We start from the raw sequence: 21,166 nt of genomic DNA, 5'->3' as shown, positions 1-21,166 counted from the left end.
GTACCAGACACCTGAAGTCTTCCCCTGAAATGAACGAAACTCCCAGGCATCTGTGGTCAGCGGCCCTGGGCTACGGATCTGATCGTCGAAAGAAGCCGGCCGCGTCTGTGCTCGGTCCCCCAGCCTCAGCAGTTGTCGTCCGGCTCAGGAGCCGGACGACATGGCTTCACGGAGGCTTCTGGGCCGCATATCGACCCAATGGGCATCGATGTACTCGACGCACTCCTGACGGGGGGACGCCTCGAGCACGATCCGCCACCCGGCGGGCACCTCAATGTTGCTGGGCCATAGGGAGTACTGGTCCTCATCGTTGATCAGGACCAGATACGTTCCGTCTGCGTCCTCGAACGGGTTCGTCATGCCGCAACCTTGTTCTTCCGATGTCGGTGGATCCGGCGACAGGGCGCGGCAGGGGTACTGACAACACCGTGAGACAGGTGTCCGATCAACACATCAACCAGGACACATCCGTCCCGATTCCCCCGCAGACGAAGCTCCGTCGACTCCCGCGTAGGGACTCCGGACAGTCTTGACTACTTAGGCGATGATCGTAAGGATGGCCATCCGCTTCGTCAAGGACGTATGTTCCACGTAAGTTCGTTCACCACAAAACAAGTTGACAAACCATCAGGAACACAAAAGCACCGTCTGACCGGGTCACAGGAACGCCGGCGGATCCGGGTGCGAACGCGCGAGGAACAGGAGGAAGAGCGGGGTGGACATACCAGGTACTCCGCTGGCGCAACGTCAGAGTGATCCCCCTCCCTACGGAGCCCGCACGTCGACCGATGACTTGCGTGCCCGTTGGATTCGCCATTACCGTCCCTCGCCAGCGCACGCGAAGGTGCGTCTGGTCTGCTTTCCACCGGCCGGCTCGGCCGCCAGCTTCTTCCGCTCGTGGCCCGGGGCGGTCCCCACCGAGATCGACGTGGTAGCCGTCCAGTACCCGGGCCGGCAGGAGCGTTTGGGGGAGCCACCTGCCCGCTCCATGGGCCAACTCGCCGACTCGGCAGTTGACGCCCTCCTGCCACTTGCCGACCGGCCGTTGGCCTTCTTCGGGCACAGCATGGGAGCTTTGGTGGCCTTCGAGGTCGCCACGCGGTTGCAGACCGCACATGGAATCCCGGGGATCCCGCTGTTTCTGGCCGCGTGCAAAGCACCACACCGGGTACAGCCCCTGGACATCGACTGCGACGACGACCAAGCCGTGATGCTGAGGATGGAAGCACTGGAAAGCCCGGACAGGCATGTGCTTGCCGATCCCGAACTCCGTGAGCTTGCCATGCCCGCGGTCCGGGCGGACTTCGGGATATGCAAGACATACCGTCGATCTGAACGGCCCGAAGCTCTCGACACCACCGCTGCCTTCTACCGCGGCTCCTCCGACCCGGGCACCGATGGCGGTGACGTGAATAGCTGGTCGGAAGTGATCCGCGAGGGCGTGTCCGAAGCGGTGCTGCCGGGCGGGCACTTCTTCGTCATCCAGCACGAGCGCCTGCTCGCCCAGGACATAATCCGGCGTCTTTATCGCTTGCTGCCTAGCTGACCCTGGGCGCGTGCGAATGCACCTGATCCGTAAACAGCGGCACTGGGTGCGCTCTGAATTCCTACTCGAGGACGAGGAAACATTCGCGGTGGTTACCCCAGACGATCTCTTGGGCGCCCTGGACAGTACAGCTGTCACCGACTCATTCGCTTTGTATAACATAGCAACGTCCCATTCTCCCAGATCAGCCGTGATTCGCGCAGCCGCGTTACGGGGCGAGATCAGGCTTATCGCGTCGAGCGCCGCGCTGGCGGTATCGTCCGCCATGCGCGACTGCTGGGACTACGAATGCGTCGAACAGCACACAAAGCTGCCGGCCAGAGAATTGCGCTCGTTTCACGAACAAGGCGGCTTCGAGCTGTCGCCGTCCTCGGTGACCGAGACCATCGCTGCAGGCCAGTCCTACGCGAAGTGCACCGACCACCGATTGGTCGGCGCCGAAGTCCTTGCCTCTTGTTCATCCATCCTGCTCGCCGAATCACTGGGCGCGCCGCTACTCTCCACAGGTCGCGGCGCCTATTGCTACGGACCCAAATCATCCGCCGACGACCACATATTGCACGTGGTCTGACCTTCGACTTACGGGCGAAGTTGCCGATATCGGCCTCTGTGAGTATGTATCGGCGGGACCAGAGCGGCTCACTGGCCGAGCAAGTTCAACCGCGCCTGACGGCTGGGGTTGTCCCTGTTGGTGCCTGCCCGGCGAGAGGGCCACTGCCCAACCGGGGTGGCATCCCGCGACCCTCGGCTCCTTCGTTCGGGACGTAAAAGTCGCGCGGTTAAGACCGTGTCCTACATGGTCAGTTTGAGGAGTCGTTTGTAGCAGCGGAGGGCTGCGGCCAGTCCGAGAAAGGCCAGGTAGTTGCCTGGTTTCCGCTCGTAGCGGTGGTTGAGTCGGCGGTAGCCGGTCAGCCAGGACATGGTGCGTTCGATGACCCACCTTCGGCGCCCGAGTCACTCGCTGGACTCGACTCCCTTGCGGGCGATGCGGACGCCGATGTGCTTGCCCTATAGCCATCGCCGCGGGTGAGGCACGTCGTACGCCTAATGGGCAGTGAAGCGGGGCACCGCCAGGCCCACCCCGGCCCGTCGAGGCCCTGAAAGAGACTGCGGGCCCCGCTTCAGCAAGCGCCATACATCGTGGTGGTGATCGGTGCCGGGAAGCCGCAGAGTACGCCTGGGCCCTCGAGCCGTTGGACAAGCGCCGGCCCCGGCACCGTTCACCACCACGAGACCGAACGCAACTACCGCATCCAGTCCGACGATCGGATCGTTGAAATCCGTGGTCCGAGCCGCCTGCGGGGATCACCTCTTACAAACCCTGGAGCCCTCGAGCTCCTGAGCAGACCGAGGGCCCCGCGGGCCGCTGGGGTCACGAACGGCTAATCGGATGCTGGGCCATCGAGCCCTTCCATTAGGGAGACGCGTGCCCCCGCACGGCTGCGACCAGCAGCAACAAGCCCCTGACCGAGAGGACGAAAACGACACGATGACCGTCACCTGCGGGATCGACTGGGCCAGCGACCACCACGACGTCGCCCTGGTCGACCACGAGGGAACCTTGTTAGCCCGGGCCCGGATCACCGACGACGCTACGGGCTTGCAACAGCTCTTGGACCTTCTCACCACCCACGGCGACAGCGAGGACGACCCGATCCCGGTGGCGATCGAAACCTCCCGCGGCCTGCTCGTGGCCTGCCTTCGAGCCACCAAGCGTCCCATCTACGCGATCAACCCGATGGCAGCTGCTCGCTATCGCGACCGGCGCGCGGTCGCCCGCAAGAAGTCCGACCACCTCGACGCCATGGTGCTGGCGAACATCCTGCGCACCGACAGGGCCGCCCACCGACCGCTGCCCGACGACAGCGAACTCGCCCAGGCCCTCGCCGTCCTGGCCCGAGCCCAGCAGGACGCCGTCTGGGACCGCACTCAGGCCGGCAACAAACTCCGCTCCCACCTGCGCGAATATTTCCCTGGCTTCCTCGCGGCTTTCCAGCCCCGACGCGAAGGACTGTGCGCGAAGGCAGCCCGCGTCGTACTGGCCGCCGCGCCCACCCCGGAACAGGCCGCCAAGCTCACCCGCACCCAACTGTGCTCGCTCCTGAAGAAGGCCGGCCGCCAGCGGCATCGAGGCGGAAGCCGAACGGCTCCGCCAGGCCCTCCGGGTTCCGCAGATGCGGCAGCTTCCGCAAGTCGAACAGGCCATGGGCCGCCAGGCCATCGCTCTGCTGAGACAGCTCGACGCCGCCTGCACCAGCGCAGACGATCTGACCGCTGCTGCGGTGGAGTCTTTTGAAGCACACCCGGACGCCGAGATCATCACCAGCTTTCCAGGGCTCGGGTCTCTCACCGGCGCCCGGGTGCTCGCCGAGATCGGCGACGACCGATCCCGCTTCACCGACGCGAAAGGACTCAAAGCCTTCGCCGGGGCCGCACCGGTCACCCGGGCGTCCGGCAGAAGCCTCGCGGTCATGGCCCGCCGGGTCAAGAACCAGCGTCTGGCCTCGGTCGGCTACGTCTGGGCCTTCGCCGCACTGACCGCCTCACCAGGCGCCCGCGCCCACTACGACCGCCGACGGGCCGACGGAGACCGCCACACCGCTGCCCAGCGCAACCTCTTCAACCGCATGCTCGGCTGCCTGCACCACTGCCTCACCAAACGAACCCACTACGACGAAGCTACCGCTTTCCCCGTCCCACAAGCCCCTCAACTCTCCGTTGCTGCTTGACAGATCAACCGCATCGGATGTCTTGTCCGCATGAAGACGCCCGGGCTTGGAATCGGTCACGTGGGCTTCGTGTCCCATGTGGAAATGGGACAGCATCGGCTTCAGGACCTGGCTCTCGTGGGTGTTGGCGGCGGAGACTCCGACGCGCAGAGGCAGTCCGTTCGCGTCGGACAGGACGTGCATCTTGGAACCGGAACCGGCCTTACCCCGGTCCACGGGGCTCGGACCTGCAAGTTCGCCCCCTTTTTTAGCGCGGACGTGAGCGGAGTCGAGGACAGCGCGCGACAGGTCGACGAGGTTCTGGCCGTCCAAGAGCTCGAGCACCTTCTGGTGCAGTCGTCCCCACACCCCGGCGCGGGACCAGATGAGAAACCGGCGGTGCGCGGTCGACTTTGACGCCCCAAAGCACGGCGGCAACGCCCGCCAGGCACAGCCGCTGACCAGCACATAGATGATCGCGGCGAACACCGCCTCGTCATCGATGTTCGCGACCCCGCCACCCTGCGGCCGCACCCGCGCCAGCGGCAACAATGGCCTGGCGATCTCCCACAGCCATCCGGCACGATCCATCCCCACCGCCCACTCCCCATAACCAGTCGAACGACCAACTGACCATGGAGGCACGGTCTTACTGATCGTTTCAGAATGAAGTTCCTTGTGGGCCTTGGCAGTTGAATGGTGTGTCGGCAGTATCTGTTGGGTGTCTGCTGATCTTGTGCCTGATGACCTGTGGGAACGTGTGGCTCCGCTACTGCCGGCTCGTCCGGCGAGGCGGTATCGGTATCCCGGGCGGTTGCCGGCGGACGACCGGGCTGCGCTGCGGGGCATCGTTTACGTGCTGTGCAAGAGCGTGAGCTGGCGAGATGTTCCGGCTGACCAGGTGTACGGGCGCTGGACCCCAACCGTGTGGGTGCCCTTCTTCACGTCGCCGGTCTCGTCGACAACCAGGACCGCGGCATCGTCATACAGGTGCTCGACGAGGTATTCGCGCACGTCATCACGGACGCCATCGGCATACCAGACTGCCCGGCACGGCAGATGCTGCATGCCGTGCGGGCTGCTCTCACCGGCCCACTCCGCTATCGTCCAGCAGTTCTTGCGCGGCAGGTCAGACAGTAGGTCCAGCGCCAACCGCTTGGCCCGCAGCCGTGGTTCGACCCGGGCGAACCGGCCCGCGATCCGGCTCACTGCCGCCTCGAACGCCTCCCGCTGGCGGACGGGATCTATGCTGTGACCTGCGGCCACCGTCTCATCGTTACTCCACACAAGTCAGGACGATCAACGGTGGCCGCATCCGTCTCCGCACCGCCGCACTGTGGCTGAGGGCTCTACTTAGCTTGACCAACCGCAACGCTCAACAGCACAGGCCGACGGACCTACGGTGCCGACAGTGCTGTGCGCTCGGCTTTCTCCAGCCAGTCGGTGTACCAGCGGGCGAACGTCACCGGCGTACCGTCGTCGTCGAGCAGCGGGGCGAGGTCGACGTCGTCCACCCGGCAGTCGGACCAGATCGTGCCACGGTGGCTGCCGCTGATGATCAGCCACTCTCTCTGCGCGCAGCCCAGGTGGGAGATCACGATGGCGCCGGCAGTGCGCTCCGGGGCGAACATGATGACCTCCCACCGCTCGTCCCACGCCTCGATGGCGTCGTCGAAGTCCTCAATGTCGTCGAAGTCCTCTTCCTCGGGGCGTTGGGCACGAAGCTCGTCGAGCAGCTTCGGGTCCGGGCCTTGGTCGGGAGACGGCTCGGCAAGCCTCGACAGGTCGGCCAGGTCCGCGCCGTCGCCTTCCCAACGCCAGCGGCCTTGTACGCGCCGAACCGGGAACAGGCCGTAGGCGGGGCCGGCGCCACCCGCGCCAACGTGTAGCAGGAAGGCCCGGTACTCCTCTGGCAGCCGCACGCCCGTCTGAGCCTCGAGTTCGGCAAGCTCGCCGTGGGTACGCGGGTCCTCCACGATCCATCTGTGCCCCAATGCCCCGAACACCTTGCTGCCGGAAGGCCCTGCACCTGCCGCGCCGACCCGCTGACGCACGCCCACCCACCCACCACTGATCAGTCATGGTCAGACCGTACGTGCAAGCCACCGACACCTGGGTTGCGGGACCCACTGCCGCCGTCCCGACGGGCCCAGGAACGGCCCGACGCCCCAAGCCCCTCGACACAACACGCACATCGGCCAACTGAGGCCCTCGGTGGCTAACCAGCGCACTCAGTCACACCCACCAGCCGACATCACCCAGGCGAGACAGCTGGGACTGGCCCAGCTCCTGGCCGAGGACCCGTTCCTGGGATCCTGCCGACCAGAGCGCGGTGCAGAGGCGGAGGCGCCCCCAGGGAGATCGCCCCTCCCTCTTAATGGGGGCTGCTCGCCGCCAAATCATTGAGGACAGCGTTGACCGTGGACCAACAAAGGTCGGCTGTATCGAAGTCTGCACTGTGCTTGGCTCGTTTCTCCGCGAGAGGATGAACTAGGTTGCGGTAGGTCCGCAGCAGGTCCGAGGCCATTTTCGCGTCCTGGTCGATCCAGAGATTGGTGTGGGCGTGCTGGATGAGGTCTTGCAGGCGGGTATCGCGGGCGGCCCTTGGCAACGGCACAGTTGCGGACCTGACGTCGGCCGCGTGGACGAGGACGCCTTCGAGGAGGCTTCCGAGCATGATGACTGCGGAGGTGTAGGCGCCGTGTTCTTGGCAAATACGGGCTTCGTCGAGGCGTAGCTGAACGGCGCGGGCCAGGTCCGGGTCGGAGACGATGTCGGTGATGGCCACCTTCAGTTCTACGCGCTGGGGGCGAGGGGGTTCGTCGAGGTCGTACTCGATGAGGAAGGGCTGCCCCTTCCGGTAGTCGATGCGGAGGCCTTCGAGGGCGAGGACTTCCTGAAGGCGCTGGATGACGGCGTCGTAGTCGGCAGGTTGTTGTTGGTATTCCCGTCGGTTGGCCAGGCGCAGGATGACGCGCTCGGTGTCTCCTGTCTGGTCTTCCTGCCGTTCGCACAGGATGGTGTGGACCCAGCGGTGGCGAGGGCTTCCGTCGTGGTCGGGGACGTCTTCCCAGCCGGCCCGGCGGAGGAATGGAGCCAGTTCCCAGCCCGCTCGGCGTTTCATACCCGGCTCGTCACCGCAGACCATGGCGGCCAGTTCTTCGAGGGTGCTGTCGTCGAAGTTGTCCATGTCAGTGTTCCTCGCTGTCTTCGTCCGGCTCGCCGTCGTAGGGGTCCGCGTCTTCGTCGGGTTCGGCCTCGGCCAGGCCGACGGGAGCCCAGGGCATGTCAGTCGGCACATCATCGATGGATGACTCGCGGACCGGGCGGGGATGGATGCCCAGCTCGGTCAGGCGTTCCCACAGCGGTTCCAATGCCTCGTCTGGTGAGAGGGCGAAGGCGCTGCTGCGAATGCGCCAGAACGTCCAGCCAGCGCGGCGAAGCTCCCGCTCGCGCTCGGCGTCGTCGTGGATCTGCTTCGGGGTGGAGTGGTGAGGGCTTCCGTCGCACTCCACTGCGAGACGTCCGTGACCTCCGGTGACCACGAGGTCGATGCGTTTTCCGTTGACTTCCCACTGGGGCACCACGTCGTAGCCGCGTTCCTTGATGCGCAGGAAGACACGCTGCTCGAAGAGCGAGTCGAAGGGCTCGCAGTGTCGGTCTGCGCTGACGTAGGCGGGCTGGTATGGGTGTGTGTAGGGCGGTGGCGGGCTCACCATGTAGGTGAGCAGGGAGCGCCTCAGGTCTTTGCTGCTGAGCTGGTCGACGGTCAGGGAATGGAAGAGCCACATCTGGTCGCGGGCCCGGCTGGCGGCCACGTTGAAGCGTCGTTCATTGTTGCGGCCGGTCGCGGCGATGACGTTGGCTCCGTCGACGACCATCGACAGGAGGATGACGTCGCGCTGGCCTCCCTGGAACTGCTCCGGTGTGCCGACGAGGATGCTGTGGCGTTCGCGTGCCGACACGTCTATGCGCTGGTCGACGAGGTCCTGTACCAGTCGTGTCTGGTCGCCGTGGCGCAGGATGATCACGCCGATACTGCGGTCTGCGTAGGCAGGGTCCTGGGTGAGGCGGTGCAGTTCGTTGACGACGGCCTCCGCCTCCGGCCGGTTGATGAGTTTGCCACGGCGTCCTTCGCAGTGCCCTTCGGGCACATGGACGACGTTCAGCGGCGGGAGGCGGTCGGAGCCATGCTGGCGCAGCAGGACCAGCTGGTTGTCGGGATAGAACTGCATGGAGGACCATTTGATGATCTCCGGCATGCACCGGAAGTGCTCGGTGAGACGGATCACTTCAGTGAAGCGGGACTGCAGCAGTTCGTACAGGTTGGACTTGGGGTCGAAGCCTTCGCGCTGCCAGGGTTCGAGGTCGGCCATGCGCTCGTCGAAGATTTGGGTGATCCGGTCATGCTTGCTGCCGCTGTAGAACGGGGCGCATTGCCGGTCGTCGCCGACGACGATGATGCGGGGTGCGAGCCAGAGCAACAGCAGCCCGTCCAAGCCCACCTGGCTTGCTTCATCGACGATGACGACGTCGAAGGAGTCCGGCTCTGGACTGATCGTTTCCGCTACCTGGTTCAGCGGCATGATCCACGCTGGTACCGCTCCTTGCGCTGTCTGCATGGCTGAGCGCGCGTGACGCTGGTGGCGTTTACCGTATTCGGTGGTTCCCTGGCCTGCGTTGGCCACGGCGCTGGCGTACGCAGCCAGGGCCTGTTTGTGTTTGGTGGTCATGCGGCTGACGCAATGGAAAGCTGCGCGGTCGCAAACCATCTGTTCCACCAGGTCGTGCAGCCGGCCTTGGATCTGAGCCAGTTCGCCTTCGAGTTGCTCTTCGCGTCCTGGGAGCAGGTGGGTGTCGAGGAACTCCTGCGCCTGCCGCCACGCCCAGGCCTGGGGCAGCACGGCGAACCGGAAGCGCCAGTGCGGGGCGAGGGGATCGCCGGCGAAGTCCTTGGCTAGTTCGGGGTGGGTCTCGGCAAGGCACTCGAAGAGTTTCCCGGTCTCGCGCCGATCTGCCTCACGCTGGTAAGCCGTAGCCAGTGCCTCCACCGCCTGCGCGTAGGCCTGCGCGTCACGGGCCGTTGCTGCATCCGCCGCGCGCTGCAGCTCTTCCACGCCATGCGGGTGAGGCGGCGGAAGGCACTTGAGGAGCTCTTCGAAGCGTTGTGTTGCGGTCCTGATGTGCAGGAGTCGACGGGCCTGGGCCGTGGCCTGGCGGATGTCGCGCCACTGCTCGGCGGTGGTGACCGGTGTCGGGATTCCGTCGGCCAGCAGGGTTGCGTGGACCTGGCGGATGACCTCCACGCAGGTGTCGATGGCTTGCAGGATGACGGCCCTGTCCAGGAGCTCGGACGTCATCAGTTCGGCGGTGTCCTGTCCGACGGCCGATCCGACGCCGGTCCACCGGCCGCGCAGGGTGCGGGCGTGGGCACGCATCTCCAGTTGCCGTACGACCGCGGTGATGTGCTCTCGGCTGGCTGGCGCCATGCCTTCTACCCGGCACTGTTCCAAGAGGAATCGGGCTTGCTTGACGACGGCTGGCCGGGGCCATCGCGTGTTCAGTTTTCCGGTGCGCAGGAGGTGTTGCTCCAGATTGCGGCCCACGATCAGGAGCTCCTTCTCCTCGCTTTCGGACAGGCGGGGGATCTCCACTTCCAGGAAGGAGGCCGCGGCTATCTCATCGTGGGTCTGCTGTGCACGCTGTGAGGCGTTTCGGATGCTGTCCCACAGCTGCTGCCATCGCTGGGCTATGCCGTCCTGCAGCGCACGCGTGGACCAGATATCCGCCTGCCAGGAGGTGGGGTCTGCGGACAACCCGACCCTCTGCAGGGCCTGCTGAGCTCGGTCCAGGAGCGCTTCCAGTACCAGGAGCCGCGCGTCACCGTGGTCCGCCAGTTCCTGCGCCAGCGGTGTGACCGGCTCGCGGCCGACTGCTTGCTCCGCTCCCTGAAGTTCCGTGATGCAGCGGGAAACCTCCATCGGATCCGGCAGCGTTGCCGGGTCCGGGCAGTACTGGATGCGGGCGTCGAGGATTCCGGGGCCGTGCTGGGCAACGAGCAGCCACAGTCGCTCAGCTTCGTCCGTGGTCAGGGGCGGGACCTGTGGGGCCTGGACATCCAGGGGCGGCAGCCACTGATATTCAGCTGCACCGTGTTCCACTGCCTGCACGATGTCGTCGAGCCGCCCTCGGTAGCCCGGCGCGATCTCGGGGTGCTCGTACCACTCGACCTCGCGTACCTGACGCAGGCGGTCTTGGAGTTTGGCCTGCTCTGCCATGAGCTGGTGCCGCTGCGTCTGCTGGTCGTCAATGCGCTGTTGGAGCCGAGCAAGGTTCGTTGTCGCGTTCAGGTGGGCCAATGCTCCCAGCGACTGGCTCAGATCGGAGTTACCGCCCTGCCACTGATCGCCTTGGATCACGCACATGCTGCGCAGCTTGGACGGCAGCTGGTCGCGCAGCACGTTCAGAGCTTGGCTCTTCGCGCTGGTGACCAGGACTCGCTTGCCGTCCGCGAGGAGTGCGGCGATCAAGTTGCTGATGGTGTGTGTCTTTCCGGTGCCCGGCGGCCCTTGGACCACGACACTGGTGTCGTGCTGCAGCCGGTCCAGGACATCGCGCTGGGCAGCGTTGGTGACCATCGGGAACAGCGGATCCGGTCCCAGTGCTGGCGGCACGGAGCCATTCCTGCTCCCCCAGGCCGTCCGGTGCTCCGGTTCAAGGTCATACAGCAGCTGCGCCAGTCCCAAAGGCGCTTGTGCTCCGGGACGTTTCAGCGCCCGGGCGATGCTCTCGTAGAAGCCGAGGACGGAGCGCTGGCTGTGTTCGCGCAGGACGAGGGCGGGCGCGAGATGCAGGGACCGCGTCTGGGGTTCAGCGGTGAGGTCGGGGTGCTGGCCGGTGGGGTCGAACGGGAGCACGCGGTCGACTCCGAAAGCCCGCTGCGCCCACGAGCGCACGGCCTGTGCCGCCCGGTCCGACAGCGGGTGGAAGGGGACGTCCTCGACAGCGGAGCGCACGACCCCCAGCAACTCCGACGTGTAGCCGTCGGACTCGCTGAGGAAGTCGGTGTCTTCCAGACGGCCGGGGTGCTCGGGCACCAGAGAAACGGTCACGTTGATCGATGCCGGTTCAACGGTGAGAGTCACCGGTGTTGTCACGATGTGCCGGCGGACCCGGGCCGAGGGACGACCGGCTCCGAGTTGCAAGAGACCTACGGCCAGGACTACTTCGAAGGTGTCACTGTCCTGCTCGATCTTCTTGGCCATCCGGTACAGCTGCTGGTGCAGTCGCCGCTGCGGCTCGGCCGCCAGCTCTTCTTGCGACCATCGCATCCACTTGCCGGCCCACGTCTCGTACGCTTTACGTTCTTCGGAGCTGCCGCTCTCCAGTGCCAGCTGGTTCTCGTCCAGAACCACCTGCCCCTCGGCCATTTGAGGTTCATTCTGTGGAGTGTCGATCAGGCCGGGAGGTTGCGGTCCGGCGGTGGCGGCGGCCTCGGCGGAGACCCTGCCATGCAGGATCGCCGGCAGCCGCGGTGCCTCTTGGGGCGGACGGTGCTTGACCACCATGATGCGAGGATCAGCGTCCGCAGCACGGCGCACGGTCCCATCGGGAGCGTCCGCGAGCCACACCGTTTCCGGGTACTTGGCACAGTCGCGGATGGTCTTGGAGATGGCGCCCCGCACCAGCTCCTGCAGACAGTCGATCAAGACGCGAGTGTCGCGGACGGCTTTGGGATCGCTGCCATCTCGTACCGCTGGGCGGGCCATCACATCCCCCAAACGCCTGCCACTATGGCAAGCTTTTCAGGATCCATGGCCGCTGCACACCAGGCAAGGGGCTTTACGGTCTCGGTGTACTCCCGATCACGGAAGTAGCACCTGCTGAGTGACGTGACTGCCTCTTCCGAGGCGGTTGAAGAGCTCCGGCCTGCCGAATTGTCGGCGAACGTGCTGGACGAGCAATTGATCGGACAGTTGGTCGACCGGCCCGCGCGAGCGGCCTGCAGTTGACCGGTGAGGGCGGCATGCTGCAGCAACTGACCAAGCGCGTGCTGGAGTCCGCGCTCGAAGGCGAGATCACGGACCACCTCGGCTATGAGAAGCACGACCCGGCCGGTTCCAGCAGCGGCAACAGCCGCAACGAGGCCGGTCCAGGACCGTGGTGACCGACGTCGGGCCGGTGGAGGTCACGGTGTCACGTGACCGAGACGGCAGCTTCGCGCCGCAGATCGTCAAGAAGCAGCAGCGGCGGCTGACCGGCGTAAACGAGATGGTCCTGTCGCTGTCCGCGTGCGGCCTGACGCACGGTGACATCTCCGCCAACCTGGCCGAGGTCTATAGCGCGAGCGTGTCCAAGCAGACCATCTCGACCATCACCGACAAGGGCATGGACGGGTGGCATAACCGGCCATTGGACCTGGTCTATCCGGTGATCTTCATCGACTGCGTGCACGTGAAGGTGCGTGACGGGCAGGTGGCGAACCGGCCGATCTACGTCGTCCTGGCGTTCACGGTGGAGAGCACCCGACTTCCTCGGACTGTGGGCCGGCGACGGCAGCGAGGGCGCCAAGTACTGGCTCCAGGTCCTGACTGAGATCAAGAAACGCGGCGTCGAGGACATGTGCATGGTCGTCTGCGACGGGCTCAAGGGCCTGCCCGACTCAATCTCGGCCGTCTGGCACTAGGCAGTCACCCACGCGGTTATCAGGCCGCTGCCGCTTCACCCAGCCCTGGGCTCAAGGCAGTTCGCCTACGGCAGACACCCATGACTTGAGGCCGCGTGAACACCATGCCAACGTACGGATGCGGGCAAAGCCGCAGCTCAACGAGAGGATCATTCAACGCCATAGACTGCCGAGTCCGAGATCGACAGTTCCACCTCAGCCTCTCCCCTGAGGGAGCGAATCCGCTCATTACCAGAATCTCCCGGCTACACCAAGCCCAAGCTTATCCGGATCGTGGCTTCATCAACGTTGCTCAGCTTGGAGGCCGCAGATTCACGACCAGATCGCACCCACACATGAAGCCGCCTTCTTGAATCTGAACAAGGCGGCCGAATACTTGGGCATTTCGTCGAACACCCTGTATGTCTGGCGTCACCGACGACAGGGCCCGCCGAGCTTCCGAATGGGCCGACGCGTCATGTACAGGATCTCAGCGCTGAATGAGTGGGTCATAGCGCAGGAGCAGGCAGATTCACGTTCCAACACTGCTCTCAATCCTCTCACCCACAAACGCCGATGAACCACTCCATACACGCTCCTTGAGCGCTCCCCACGGACCCGAAAGCGGTGCGTCGATCACTCGGAGTGCCAGCACGTGGATACCCACACCTAGGACCACACCCAACTGAGTTCATAGGAGAACAATCCCTTGGCGGGGTACATAGAAGACCGTTGGCTCAAGAAGAAGCCCAACAGGGACACCGGCAAGCGGGAGCGAACTGCCCTGTGGGGCCAGGGCAAGCGCTATCGAGTGAAGGGCATTCCGGGTGTCCGGGACCGCTCGTTCGAGACGAGCGAGGACGCGAAGCAGTGGCTCGCCAAGGCGCAGACCGACACCACGCGTGGTGAATTCGTCGACCCCCGTGACGGCGCGATTCCCCTCGCCCAGTACATCGAGAAGCACTGGTGGCCGAGCCGATCGGACGAACCGTCGACCGCCGCCCCCATGCGCAGCAAGATCTGGAACCACATCATCCCGTTCCTGGGCGCAACGGCACTCCGGGACATCGACGCTGCCGTGCTACGCGCTTGGAAGACCCAGTTGTTGACACGGGTCGAGTCGTCCACGGCCCAGGTCATCTGGATCCACCTCTCCACGATCCTCGAAGCCGCCGTCGACGACGGCCGCCTCGTCAAGAACCCCTGCAAGGCCAGCCGGACTGTCAAGGCCCCCAAACCTGCGAAGAGGAAGGCCAAAGCATGGACCAGGCCGACCGTGGATGCCGTCCGGGCGGGCCTCCACGATCGATACCGCATCGCGGTGGACCTCGGCGTCGGACTCGGCCTACGCCAAGGCGAGGCCTTCGGCCTCGGCGAGGACGACTTGGACTTCGATGCCGGTGTCGTACACGTCCGCCGACAGCTGCGGTGGGACTCCAAGGGAAGGCCGTACTTCTGCCTGCCCAAGGGCGGCAAGACGCGAGAGGTTCCCCTCTCCCCCAACCTCGCCAGGCGTGTCCAGGACCACCTGCACCGCTTCCCTTCGGTCGCCTGCACGCTCCCGTGGCGCAACCCTGAACCGCCGACGACCGAGTTGGAAGCGCGACAGCGCAAACCGATCAGCGTCCGGCTGGTCCTGATCACTTCGCAGGAGAATCGAATCAACTACTCGAAGTGGAACGAGCTGAGCTGGCGGCCCGCGCTCGGGGCGGCCGGCGTCGTGAAGAAGGTCGGCGAGGAAGCCAAGACGTACGGAGGCCGCAGCCGTCGGTACGAACTCTCCCGCGAGGACATGTTCCACGTCCTCCGACACACGTACGCGAGTACCCAGCTTGAGGCCGGCGAGTCGATCATGAGCGTGTCAGCGTGGCTCGGGCACGCCTCTCCGCAGACCACGCTGACCCACTACGCTCACTTCATGCCCGGGGCGGGCAAGCGGGGCCTCGCCGCCATGGACGAGTGGTTCGGTCAAGATCCACAACCGAATGTCCCTGAGAAGTCCCTGGGCGCCTCACAGGCTCAGAGCACGCCACGAAGTCGCAGGTGAGAGCGGCAATCGCGCACGCCGACAACATGTACATGGACTACATGCACCTCAACGCCCCGGTGCACACCTGGCCGGTGGACTGAGCGGGTTCCGGTGCGTCAGGCCCCGGCCTTCTGCTCGTCGGCTCCCTCCTCCTCGGCGGTGGCACCCAGGGGCTGAGCGGTGAGTCCGTAGTCCGGGCGGCGGACGACGAGTCTGCTCACCCTGTACGACATCTCCGAGGTCTCCCGGCGGGGCGGCGGATGGTAGCGCCCGCCGCACACGGACAGGTTGACGATGAGGTAGGCGTGCCAGTTGCGCCCGGTGCCGCGCTGGTCGGCGAAGACCCGTCTGCCGTTTACCCACCAGACCACCGAGCGGGCGCCGAACTCGGTGCGCAGATCGGCCCAGGCGCCGGGGCTGATCATGTCGTCGCGGAAGTAGCGGTTGCTGCCGCGTACGTGGTTGGTGAACTCCAGCAGGTCGGGGTTGTCGGGGTGGTACTCGAAGACGTCGACCTCCTGGCCGCCGTCCCGCCAGGTCCAGATGGCGGGCCAGGCGCCGATCTCGCGGGGCAGCCGGACGCGCGCCTCCAGGATGTCGCCGGTGCGGACCTCGAAGCCGTCCTGGCTTCCCTCGGTGGTGAGCAGTCCGGTGTTCCACCGGCCGTCCGGTCTGCGCCTGGCCCGGAAGACGCCCGAGCGGCTGAAGGCGGGGTCGGCCACCAGATGGTCGAGTTTGTCGTCGCCCGGATTCACCGGGCCGCCGTCGGGATAGGCCCAGGACCGGCCCGCCACCCACTGCCGTTCGGACGTGAAGTCGGCGGTGAACACCACGTCGGGAGCGGCGGCGGACCGCGGACCGGGGAGGGGGCTGCCCGGATTCGGTTCGTGCATGCCCGTTTTCTCTCCGTCCAGTGACGCGCCATGCACCCGGACCCGGACATCAGCACAGAAAGTACCCGAACGAGTGAATACGGGCCGGGGCTTCCGCCAGGGCCTCGCGCGGACGGGTGCGCCCGGCGCGGTCCAGCGGCGCGCGGGGCAGGGCTTTCGTAGGCTTTTCATGGCCTTTACGCAGGCGGGAGAAATCAGTGATCGAACTGGCCGCGGCCTTCGCCGTCGCGGGTGCCGCGAGCAACGCCATGGGTACGGCGTTCCAGCGCAAGGCGGCCTCCGCCAGCGAGCGCGGCGGCGTGAAGCTTCTGGCGGAGCTGGTGCGCCGTCCGGCGTGGGTGCTGGGCATGGCCGGGGTGATCGGTGCCGCGGTGTTCCAGAGCCTGGCGCTGGTCAACGGGCCGCTGGCGCTGGTGCAGCCGCTGTTCATCCTGGAGCTGCCGTTCGCGCTGCTGATCGTCGGCCCGCTGCTGCACCGGCACCTCCCCCGCTACGGCTGGTGGGGGGTCGGCGGGGTGGTGGTGGGCCTGGCCGTGCTGCTGGCGGCGGCCGCGCCGCACGGGGCCGGTAACCAGGCGCCGCTCACCCGCTGGGTGCCGGCGCTGGTGGTGGGCGTGGGGGCGGTCGTGGTGGTCACGCTGCTGGCCCGGCACGAGCGCCCGGCGACCGGTCGCGCCGCCCTGCTGGCCTCGGGCTCGGCGATCGCCAACGCGCTGACGGCGGCTCTGCTGAAGTCGGCCACGGGCACGTTCGCGGACGAGGGGTTCCTCGCGTTCATGACGGCCTGGCAGACGTACGGGTTCGCGCTGGCGGGCACGGCGGCGGTGCTGCTGCTGGAGAACGCGCTCCAGGCGGGTCCACTGGCCGCCGCCCAGCCGGCGCTGACCATCGGGGACGCGGTGGTCAGCCTGGCCCTGGGCGTCTTCCTCTTCCACGAGCGCATCCGCACCGGCTGGTGGCTGGTGCCGGAGGCGCTGGGGGCGCTCTTCATCGTCGGCGGTGTGCTGGTGCTGAGCCGGGCGGTGCAGAACCTCATCGAGCGGCCGCCGCCCGGCTCGGACGACTGAGCCCTCACGCGAACGCTGAGCGGGAACGCCCTGCGAGTCTCCCTGGAGCCTTCCGCACGGCCGGCCCTGGGCCAGGACGACCAGGTGCTGTGACGGTCAGGCTCCGGGGTAGGCACGCACTGCTGAAACTCCACGCTGCGGGCGCGTCATGCGTCCCGGTGTGCGAGTACCTCTGGGCGACCGCGCCGGCGGCGATTGCGCTACGGCGTCACAGGGACCTCACCTGTTCCTCTTGCCGAAGAGGAACAGAGCGGCCCCTACCAGCACGATGAATCCGAGGGTGAAGAAGAGCGCTGATCGTCCATCCTGCAGCAACGGCGGGGCAGAAAGAGACCCCATCAATCTTGCCCCTTCCTGTTGCTGATCAGCCCCGCAGGCAGGCAAAGGGCACCACCCACAAGGAGCAGCCATCCGAGTGCTCCTGCCGGGCCGCGGGAAGAGATGGCCAGAAGAAGTGCGCCGCAGACGAGAGCCAGCGTGCCGAAGAGCAGAATCTGAGTCCCTCTTCCTGACCTGATCATCTCATTCTCTCCGTTCGATAGGTCCGGGTGCCGGCGCAGGGCAATGCCGGCGCCGGCACCCGCGATTCACCCGTCAGCTTTTGTAGGTGGCACCGATGTAGCCGCCCGCAGCCGCGCCGATAGCCATGCAGTAGGGCAGCGCGGGGACGGCACCCGGTCCGGTGAACGCCGCGGCCCCAGCTTCGCAGAGGCCTGTGATTCCGATGTCCGCGATCATGCCCGCGGTGGCCTTCTCGGCTGCTCCCGTTCCGCCGGTGAATCCTTCGTAGAGGATGGTCGCGATGCCGAGTCCGTCCCCGATGCCGCCCAGGCTGAGCAGGCCGTCGGGGTCGATACGGTTGACGGGGTCACCTTCGGCGTAGAGGTAGGGATTCTGTTCCTGGCCGGAGGGGTCGGGCTGGGTGAAGCGGCCGATGTTGGCGTCGTAATAGCGGGCCTGAAGGTGGTAAAGCCCGGTGGGGTCCTGGTAGTTGCCGGCGAATCGGTACGGCTGAGCGACCAGTTCGGTGGACTGAGCCAGGATGCGGACACCGCGGGGGCTGTAGGTGTAGGAGTCGACCTTGTTGCCGTCGATGTCGGCCAGGGCGACGACCGAGCCGAGAGCGTCGGTGAGGTAGAAGTACGTCTTGCCCCCGGTAGCCATGGAATTCAGCGTGCCCCCGGGTTCCCGGTTGAACCCCATGTCCGTGCCGGCGGTGGTCTTGGCGGACAGGCCGAGCGGACCGTTGTGGAAGACGGTGTCGCCGAGCTTGACGCGCTCGCTCTGGTCGGTCGAGCCGTACTGCCCCGCGTACGTCTTGCCGTTGACCGTGATCGCCGACAGCTGGGAGTGGTCGGTCCACGTCTCGCCGGTGCGGGTGTAGTCGGGCGTCGAGTCGGCGGCGGTCTCGTTGCCGATCTGGTCGTAGGACCAGGTGCCGGTCGAGGTGGACTTGCCGGTCATCTGCTGGGCGTCGTTGATCGTGTACGTGGTGCCGCGCGGGCAGCCCGGGTCGGTGCCCTGGGAGGTGAGGTTGCCGGCGAGGTCGTAGCAGTACTGCCAGGAGTCGGCGATCGTGCCGTTCTTCTCCTCCTTGGCGTAGGAGAAGCGTCCCGCGCTGTCATAGCTGTACGTGCGCTTCAGTCCGGAGACGTTGTCGGTGGAGGTGCGGATCTTGCTGCCGTCCGTGGCCGCGTTGGCGCCGTAGCCGTAGGTGTAGGCGAGGTCGACCAGCGTGCCCTGGGGCGAGGTCGCCTTGATGGACTTGGGGCGGTTGGACTTGTCCGGGTCGACCTTCTGCACCGTGCCGCCGGGGTAGGTGGTGGTGATGCGGACGTCGTTGTTGTTGTAGCCGTAGGTCGTGGTCCTGCCCTGCTGGTCCTTGAGCTGGTGGAGCTTGTTGACCTCGTTCCAGGTGAAGTCGATCGTCCCGGACGGGTCCGTGTAGTAGTCGACGTTGCCCGCCGGCGTGTAGGCCAGCAACGTCTGCGAACCGTCCTGGAGGTGGCGGACCGTCTCACGCTGGAGCGGGTCGAACTCGTAGGAGATCGTGCCGGTGCCGTCGCTGCGCTGACGGAGGTTGCCGTCGCCGTCGTACCAGTACTCGACGCGCGCCTTGTTGGTCGTGTCGACGATGCGGATGCGGTCACGGTTGTCGTACGTGTAGGAGACGGTCACGCCGCGGGCGTCGGTGACGGTCTTCGTGCGGCCGAGATCGTCCGAGGTGTAGGTGGTCCTGTTCAGTGGGGCGGGCGGGGTGACGGTGTCGAGGTTGCCCTTGCCGTCGTAGTGGAAGTCGGTGGTGACCGTCTTCGTCGACGACATCTTCGTCTGCTGCTTGCAGCGCTGGCCCTCGAAGCCACCGCAGGTCGGGGTCGACTTGTTGTACGTGTAGGTGACGCTGCCACCGCCGGTGCCGGTCTGGGCCACGGACGTGGTGTTGCCGACCGTGTCGTAGCCGAAGTCCGTCTTCTCGCCGTCCGGGTTGGTGGAGTCCGTGGGGACGTCACCGCCGGCGATGGTCTGCCAGTGGTTGGTCGTCGTGCCGCCCGTGGGCAGCGTCACGGTTTCGAGGTTGTTGCGGGTATTGAAGCCGTACTCGGTCACGTTGCCCGGCGTGCTGCCCGACCCCATCGCGTCCGTCGCGCTGTCGATGTTGTGGTTCACGTCGAACTTCGTGGAGCGCTTGCGGCCCTTGGCGTCCGTGACTTCGGAGACTTCACCGTCGGAGTTGTGCTTGTAGCCGGTGGCGTGGGTCTCGGGGTCGGTCACCTTCGTCGTGCCCGCGTCGGCCGGTGAGGTCGTGTCGTAGAGGTACGTCCAGGTCGGACCGGTGTGCCCGGAGCCGTTCAGTCCCGTGGCTCGCAGCATGGAGGTGACCCGGTTGGCGTCGTCGTAGGTGAAGACCGTGACCCGCCCCTCGGGCGTGGTGATCTTCGAGACGCGTCCGGAGGAGTCGTAGCCGAAAACGGTCGTCTTGCCTTCGGTGTCCGTGGTCTTCCAGAGGTTCCCGGACGGGTCGAGGTCGAAGACGGCGGTGCGACCGGTGTGGTCCTTGGCCTGCCACTGCGAGGCATTCGTCTTGAGGAGATCCACCCACCGGCCCGAGCGGGTCTCGGTCAGCTTGAAGCCCTTGTGCTCGCCGCTCTCGTCGTGCTGGGTGACGGTGATCGAGCCCTTGTTGCGGTCGGTGACCTTCGTCAGGGTCCCGTTCGCGTCGTAGGCGTCCTTCGAGCCGGACTTCCAGTTCGTCAGCGTGTACGTGCCGTCGCTGTTCTTCTTCAGCTCCTGCGAGTAGCCCTTCGGTGTGGTGAAGGAGCCGTCGCTGTTCTTGGTGAACCGGACGGTGGCGCCGCTGGAGTCGTAGAAGACCGCCTCGCTGCTGCCGAGGGAGAGGTAGCGCTCGTACTGCTGCCACCACCGCTGCGAGACCTTCCCCCACGGGGCGTCCAGGGAGTTGTAGGTGCGCGCGAGCGTGAGGCGCTGCCCGACGCCGGCGATGTCGAAGTCGGTCCCGGTGAGCATCAGGTTGCCGGTCGAGTAGTCGATCCGCGCAGTGAGTGCGTCCGTGATCGCGAAGTCGGTGATGCGGTGCCAGGGCACGTCCCCCTGTCCCTCCGGCACCATGCTCAAGATGCCCGCTTCCTCAGCGGCGGCGAGGGGTGCGGTGCCGGACCGGGTCGTCTTGACGGCGTGTTCCTTCTGCTCCTTGCGCCAGGCGACCAGCCCCTTCGAGGGCTGCCGCTCCGGTCGTGTGGCTACCGGCTTGGTGGAGCCGACCTTCACCTCCGGCATGGTGAACCGGGGCGCGCCCTTGCCCCAGACCGAGACCGGCTTGCTGGCGTCCGCGGCCGCGCCGGCGGCGGGCAGGAGTGACAGTGCGAGTGCACTCGTAGTGACAACCGCCGCGGCGGCGAGGTGTGTTGCTCTCTTGCGGGCACGCCAAAAGGGCGCGCCGAAGACACGTGAATGCACGACTTCCCCCCACAGGAAGATGAGCCACGGCGACCCCAGCGGTCACGGGCGACCCACAACCTGTCACAGAAACCGCACAGGAATTCGGGTGCTGCCCACAAAGTCCCCCTCCACGCGGGCAGGAATCAGCCCCTCCCCTTACGACCGGTCAGGCCCCTGCGAGCGGAAGCGTCGCGGACCCGCCAGGAAAGCGAAGTGTTCTTCCTGTCATTCCGCCCATCGCATGCGGCCGGAATGTTGCCCCGCAGCAATCGTCCACTCCTCACGAACAGGGCGAGGCGCA

At 66.2% G+C, this 21,166-nt stretch carries 11 protein-coding genes and 6 pseudogenes; 8 read left to right on the top strand and 9 right to left on the bottom strand.

Features of this window, described 5'->3' with window-relative positions:
- Window positions 1–144: 144 nt before the first annotated feature.
- The gene (locus E5082_RS24770; protein WP_135793458.1) at window positions 145–360 is read right to left on the bottom strand and encodes an MbtH family protein; all 216 of its coding nucleotides are present in this window, start codon (window positions 358–360) and stop codon (window positions 145–147) included.
- Window positions 361–715: 355 nt separating this feature from the next.
- Here E5082_RS24770 and E5082_RS24765 point away from each other — a divergent pair, with 355 nt between their 5' ends.
- On the top strand, window positions 716–1,546 hold the full coding sequence (locus E5082_RS24765) for a thioesterase II family protein (protein WP_135793457.1): 831 nt from the start codon (window positions 716–718) through the stop codon (window positions 1,544–1,546).
- A 10-nt stretch (window positions 1,547–1,556) separates the two neighbouring features.
- Window positions 1,557–2,117, top strand: a complete 561-nt coding sequence (locus tag E5082_RS24760; RefSeq protein WP_135793456.1) for a hypothetical protein — start codon at window positions 1,557–1,559, stop codon at window positions 2,115–2,117.
- A 221-nt stretch (window positions 2,118–2,338) separates the two neighbouring features.
- On the opposite strand, the pseudogene E5082_RS32695 reads toward E5082_RS24760, so the two are convergent.
- Window positions 2,339–2,536 (bottom strand): annotated as a pseudogene (locus tag E5082_RS32695) (transposase); the annotation flags it as partial.
- Between the two features lie 499 nt (window positions 2,537–3,035).
- Here E5082_RS32695 and E5082_RS24750 point away from each other — a divergent pair.
- Window positions 3,036–4,275, top strand: a pseudogene (locus E5082_RS24750) (IS110 family RNA-guided transposase).
- Here the strand turns inward: E5082_RS24750 and E5082_RS33055 are convergent.
- Window positions 4,276–4,865, bottom strand: a pseudogene (locus E5082_RS33055) (IS5 family transposase); the annotation flags it as partial.
- Between the two features lie 110 nt (window positions 4,866–4,975).
- On the opposite strand from E5082_RS33055, the pseudogene E5082_RS33775 reads away from it, so the two are divergent.
- Window positions 4,976–5,113 (top strand): annotated as a pseudogene (locus E5082_RS33775) (IS5/IS1182 family transposase); the annotation flags it as partial.
- 29 nt (window positions 5,114–5,142) lie between these two features.
- Here the strand turns inward: E5082_RS33775 and E5082_RS24735 are convergent.
- From E5082_RS24735 to E5082_RS24720, 4 genes and pseudogenes are all read right to left on the bottom strand, one after another.
- Window positions 5,143–5,463: pseudogene (locus E5082_RS24735) on the bottom strand (transposase); the annotation flags it as partial.
- A 188-nt stretch (window positions 5,464–5,651) separates the two neighbouring features.
- A complete protein-coding gene (locus E5082_RS24730) occupies window positions 5,652–6,260 on the bottom strand; it encodes an SMI1/KNR4 family protein (protein ID WP_190045226.1) in 609 nt (202 codons plus the stop codon).
- Between the two features lie 368 nt (window positions 6,261–6,628).
- The gene (locus E5082_RS24725) at window positions 6,629–7,444 is read right to left on the bottom strand and encodes a hypothetical protein (RefSeq protein WP_135793453.1); all 816 of its coding nucleotides are present in this window, start codon (window positions 7,442–7,444) and stop codon (window positions 6,629–6,631) included.
- A gap of 1 nt (window position 7,445) precedes the next feature.
- Window positions 7,446–11,963 carry an AAA domain-containing protein gene (locus E5082_RS24720; RefSeq protein WP_229918738.1) on the bottom strand — a complete coding sequence of 1,506 codons (4,518 nt, stop codon included), beginning with the start codon at window positions 11,961–11,963 and terminating at the stop codon, window positions 7,446–7,448.
- Between the two features lie 227 nt (window positions 11,964–12,190).
- Between E5082_RS24720 and E5082_RS24715 the strand changes: the two are divergent.
- From E5082_RS24715 to E5082_RS24705, 3 genes and pseudogenes are all read left to right on the top strand, one after another.
- Window positions 12,191–12,934: pseudogene (locus E5082_RS24715) on the top strand (IS256 family transposase); the annotation flags it as partial.
- Between the two features lie 355 nt (window positions 12,935–13,289).
- Window positions 13,290–13,499 carry a helix-turn-helix transcriptional regulator gene (locus E5082_RS24710; RefSeq protein WP_190045218.1) on the top strand — a complete coding sequence of 70 codons (210 nt, stop codon included), beginning with the start codon at window positions 13,290–13,292 and terminating at the stop codon, window positions 13,497–13,499.
- A 129-nt stretch (window positions 13,500–13,628) separates the two neighbouring features.
- A complete protein-coding gene (locus tag E5082_RS24705; protein WP_135793451.1) occupies window positions 13,629–14,966 on the top strand; it encodes a tyrosine-type recombinase/integrase in 1,338 nt (445 codons plus the stop codon).
- A gap of 98 nt (window positions 14,967–15,064) precedes the next feature.
- Here E5082_RS24705 and E5082_RS24700 read toward each other — a convergent pair whose 3' ends face one another.
- Window positions 15,065–15,841, bottom strand: a complete 777-nt coding sequence (locus tag E5082_RS24700; RefSeq protein WP_135793450.1) for a LamG domain-containing protein — start codon at window positions 15,839–15,841, stop codon at window positions 15,065–15,067.
- Between the two features lie 197 nt (window positions 15,842–16,038).
- On the opposite strand from E5082_RS24700, the gene E5082_RS24695 reads away from it, so the two are divergent.
- On the top strand, window positions 16,039–16,908 hold the full coding sequence (locus tag E5082_RS24695) for a DMT family transporter (RefSeq protein ID WP_135793449.1): 870 nt from the start codon (window positions 16,039–16,041) through the stop codon (window positions 16,906–16,908).
- Between the two features lie 594 nt (window positions 16,909–17,502).
- Here E5082_RS24695 and E5082_RS24685 read toward each other — a convergent pair.
- On the bottom strand, window positions 17,503–20,703 hold the full coding sequence (locus E5082_RS24685; RefSeq protein ID WP_167514128.1) for an RHS repeat-associated core domain-containing protein: 3,201 nt from the start codon (window positions 20,701–20,703) through the stop codon (window positions 17,503–17,505).
- Between the last annotated feature and the right edge of the window lie 463 nt (window positions 20,704–21,166).

This window comes from Streptomyces griseoluteus, assembly GCF_004784465.1.
Taxonomy (GTDB): Bacteria; Actinomycetota; Actinomycetes; order Streptomycetales; family Streptomycetaceae; genus Streptomyces; species Streptomyces griseoluteus.
The sequence above is the reverse complement of the archived record's forward strand: the minus strand, read 5'-3'. Positions and strand labels throughout refer to the sequence as shown.

Excerpts from the sequence above, each read along its gene's own strand:
- E5082_RS24770 (WP_135793458.1), bottom strand. The coding sequence starts at position 360 with ATGACGAACCCGTTCGAGGACGCAGACGGAACGTATCTGGTCCTGATC.
- E5082_RS24725 (WP_135793453.1), bottom strand. The coding sequence starts at position 7,444 with ATGGACAACTTCGACGACAGCACCCTCGAAGAACTGGCCGCCATGGTC.
- E5082_RS24700 (WP_135793450.1), bottom strand. The coding sequence starts at position 15,841 with ATGCACGAACCGAATCCGGGCAGCCCCCTCCCCGGTCCGCGGTCCGCC.
- E5082_RS24685 (WP_167514128.1), bottom strand. The coding sequence starts at position 20,703 with ATGCCGGAGGTGAAGGTCGGCTCCACCAAGCCGGTAGCCACACGACCG.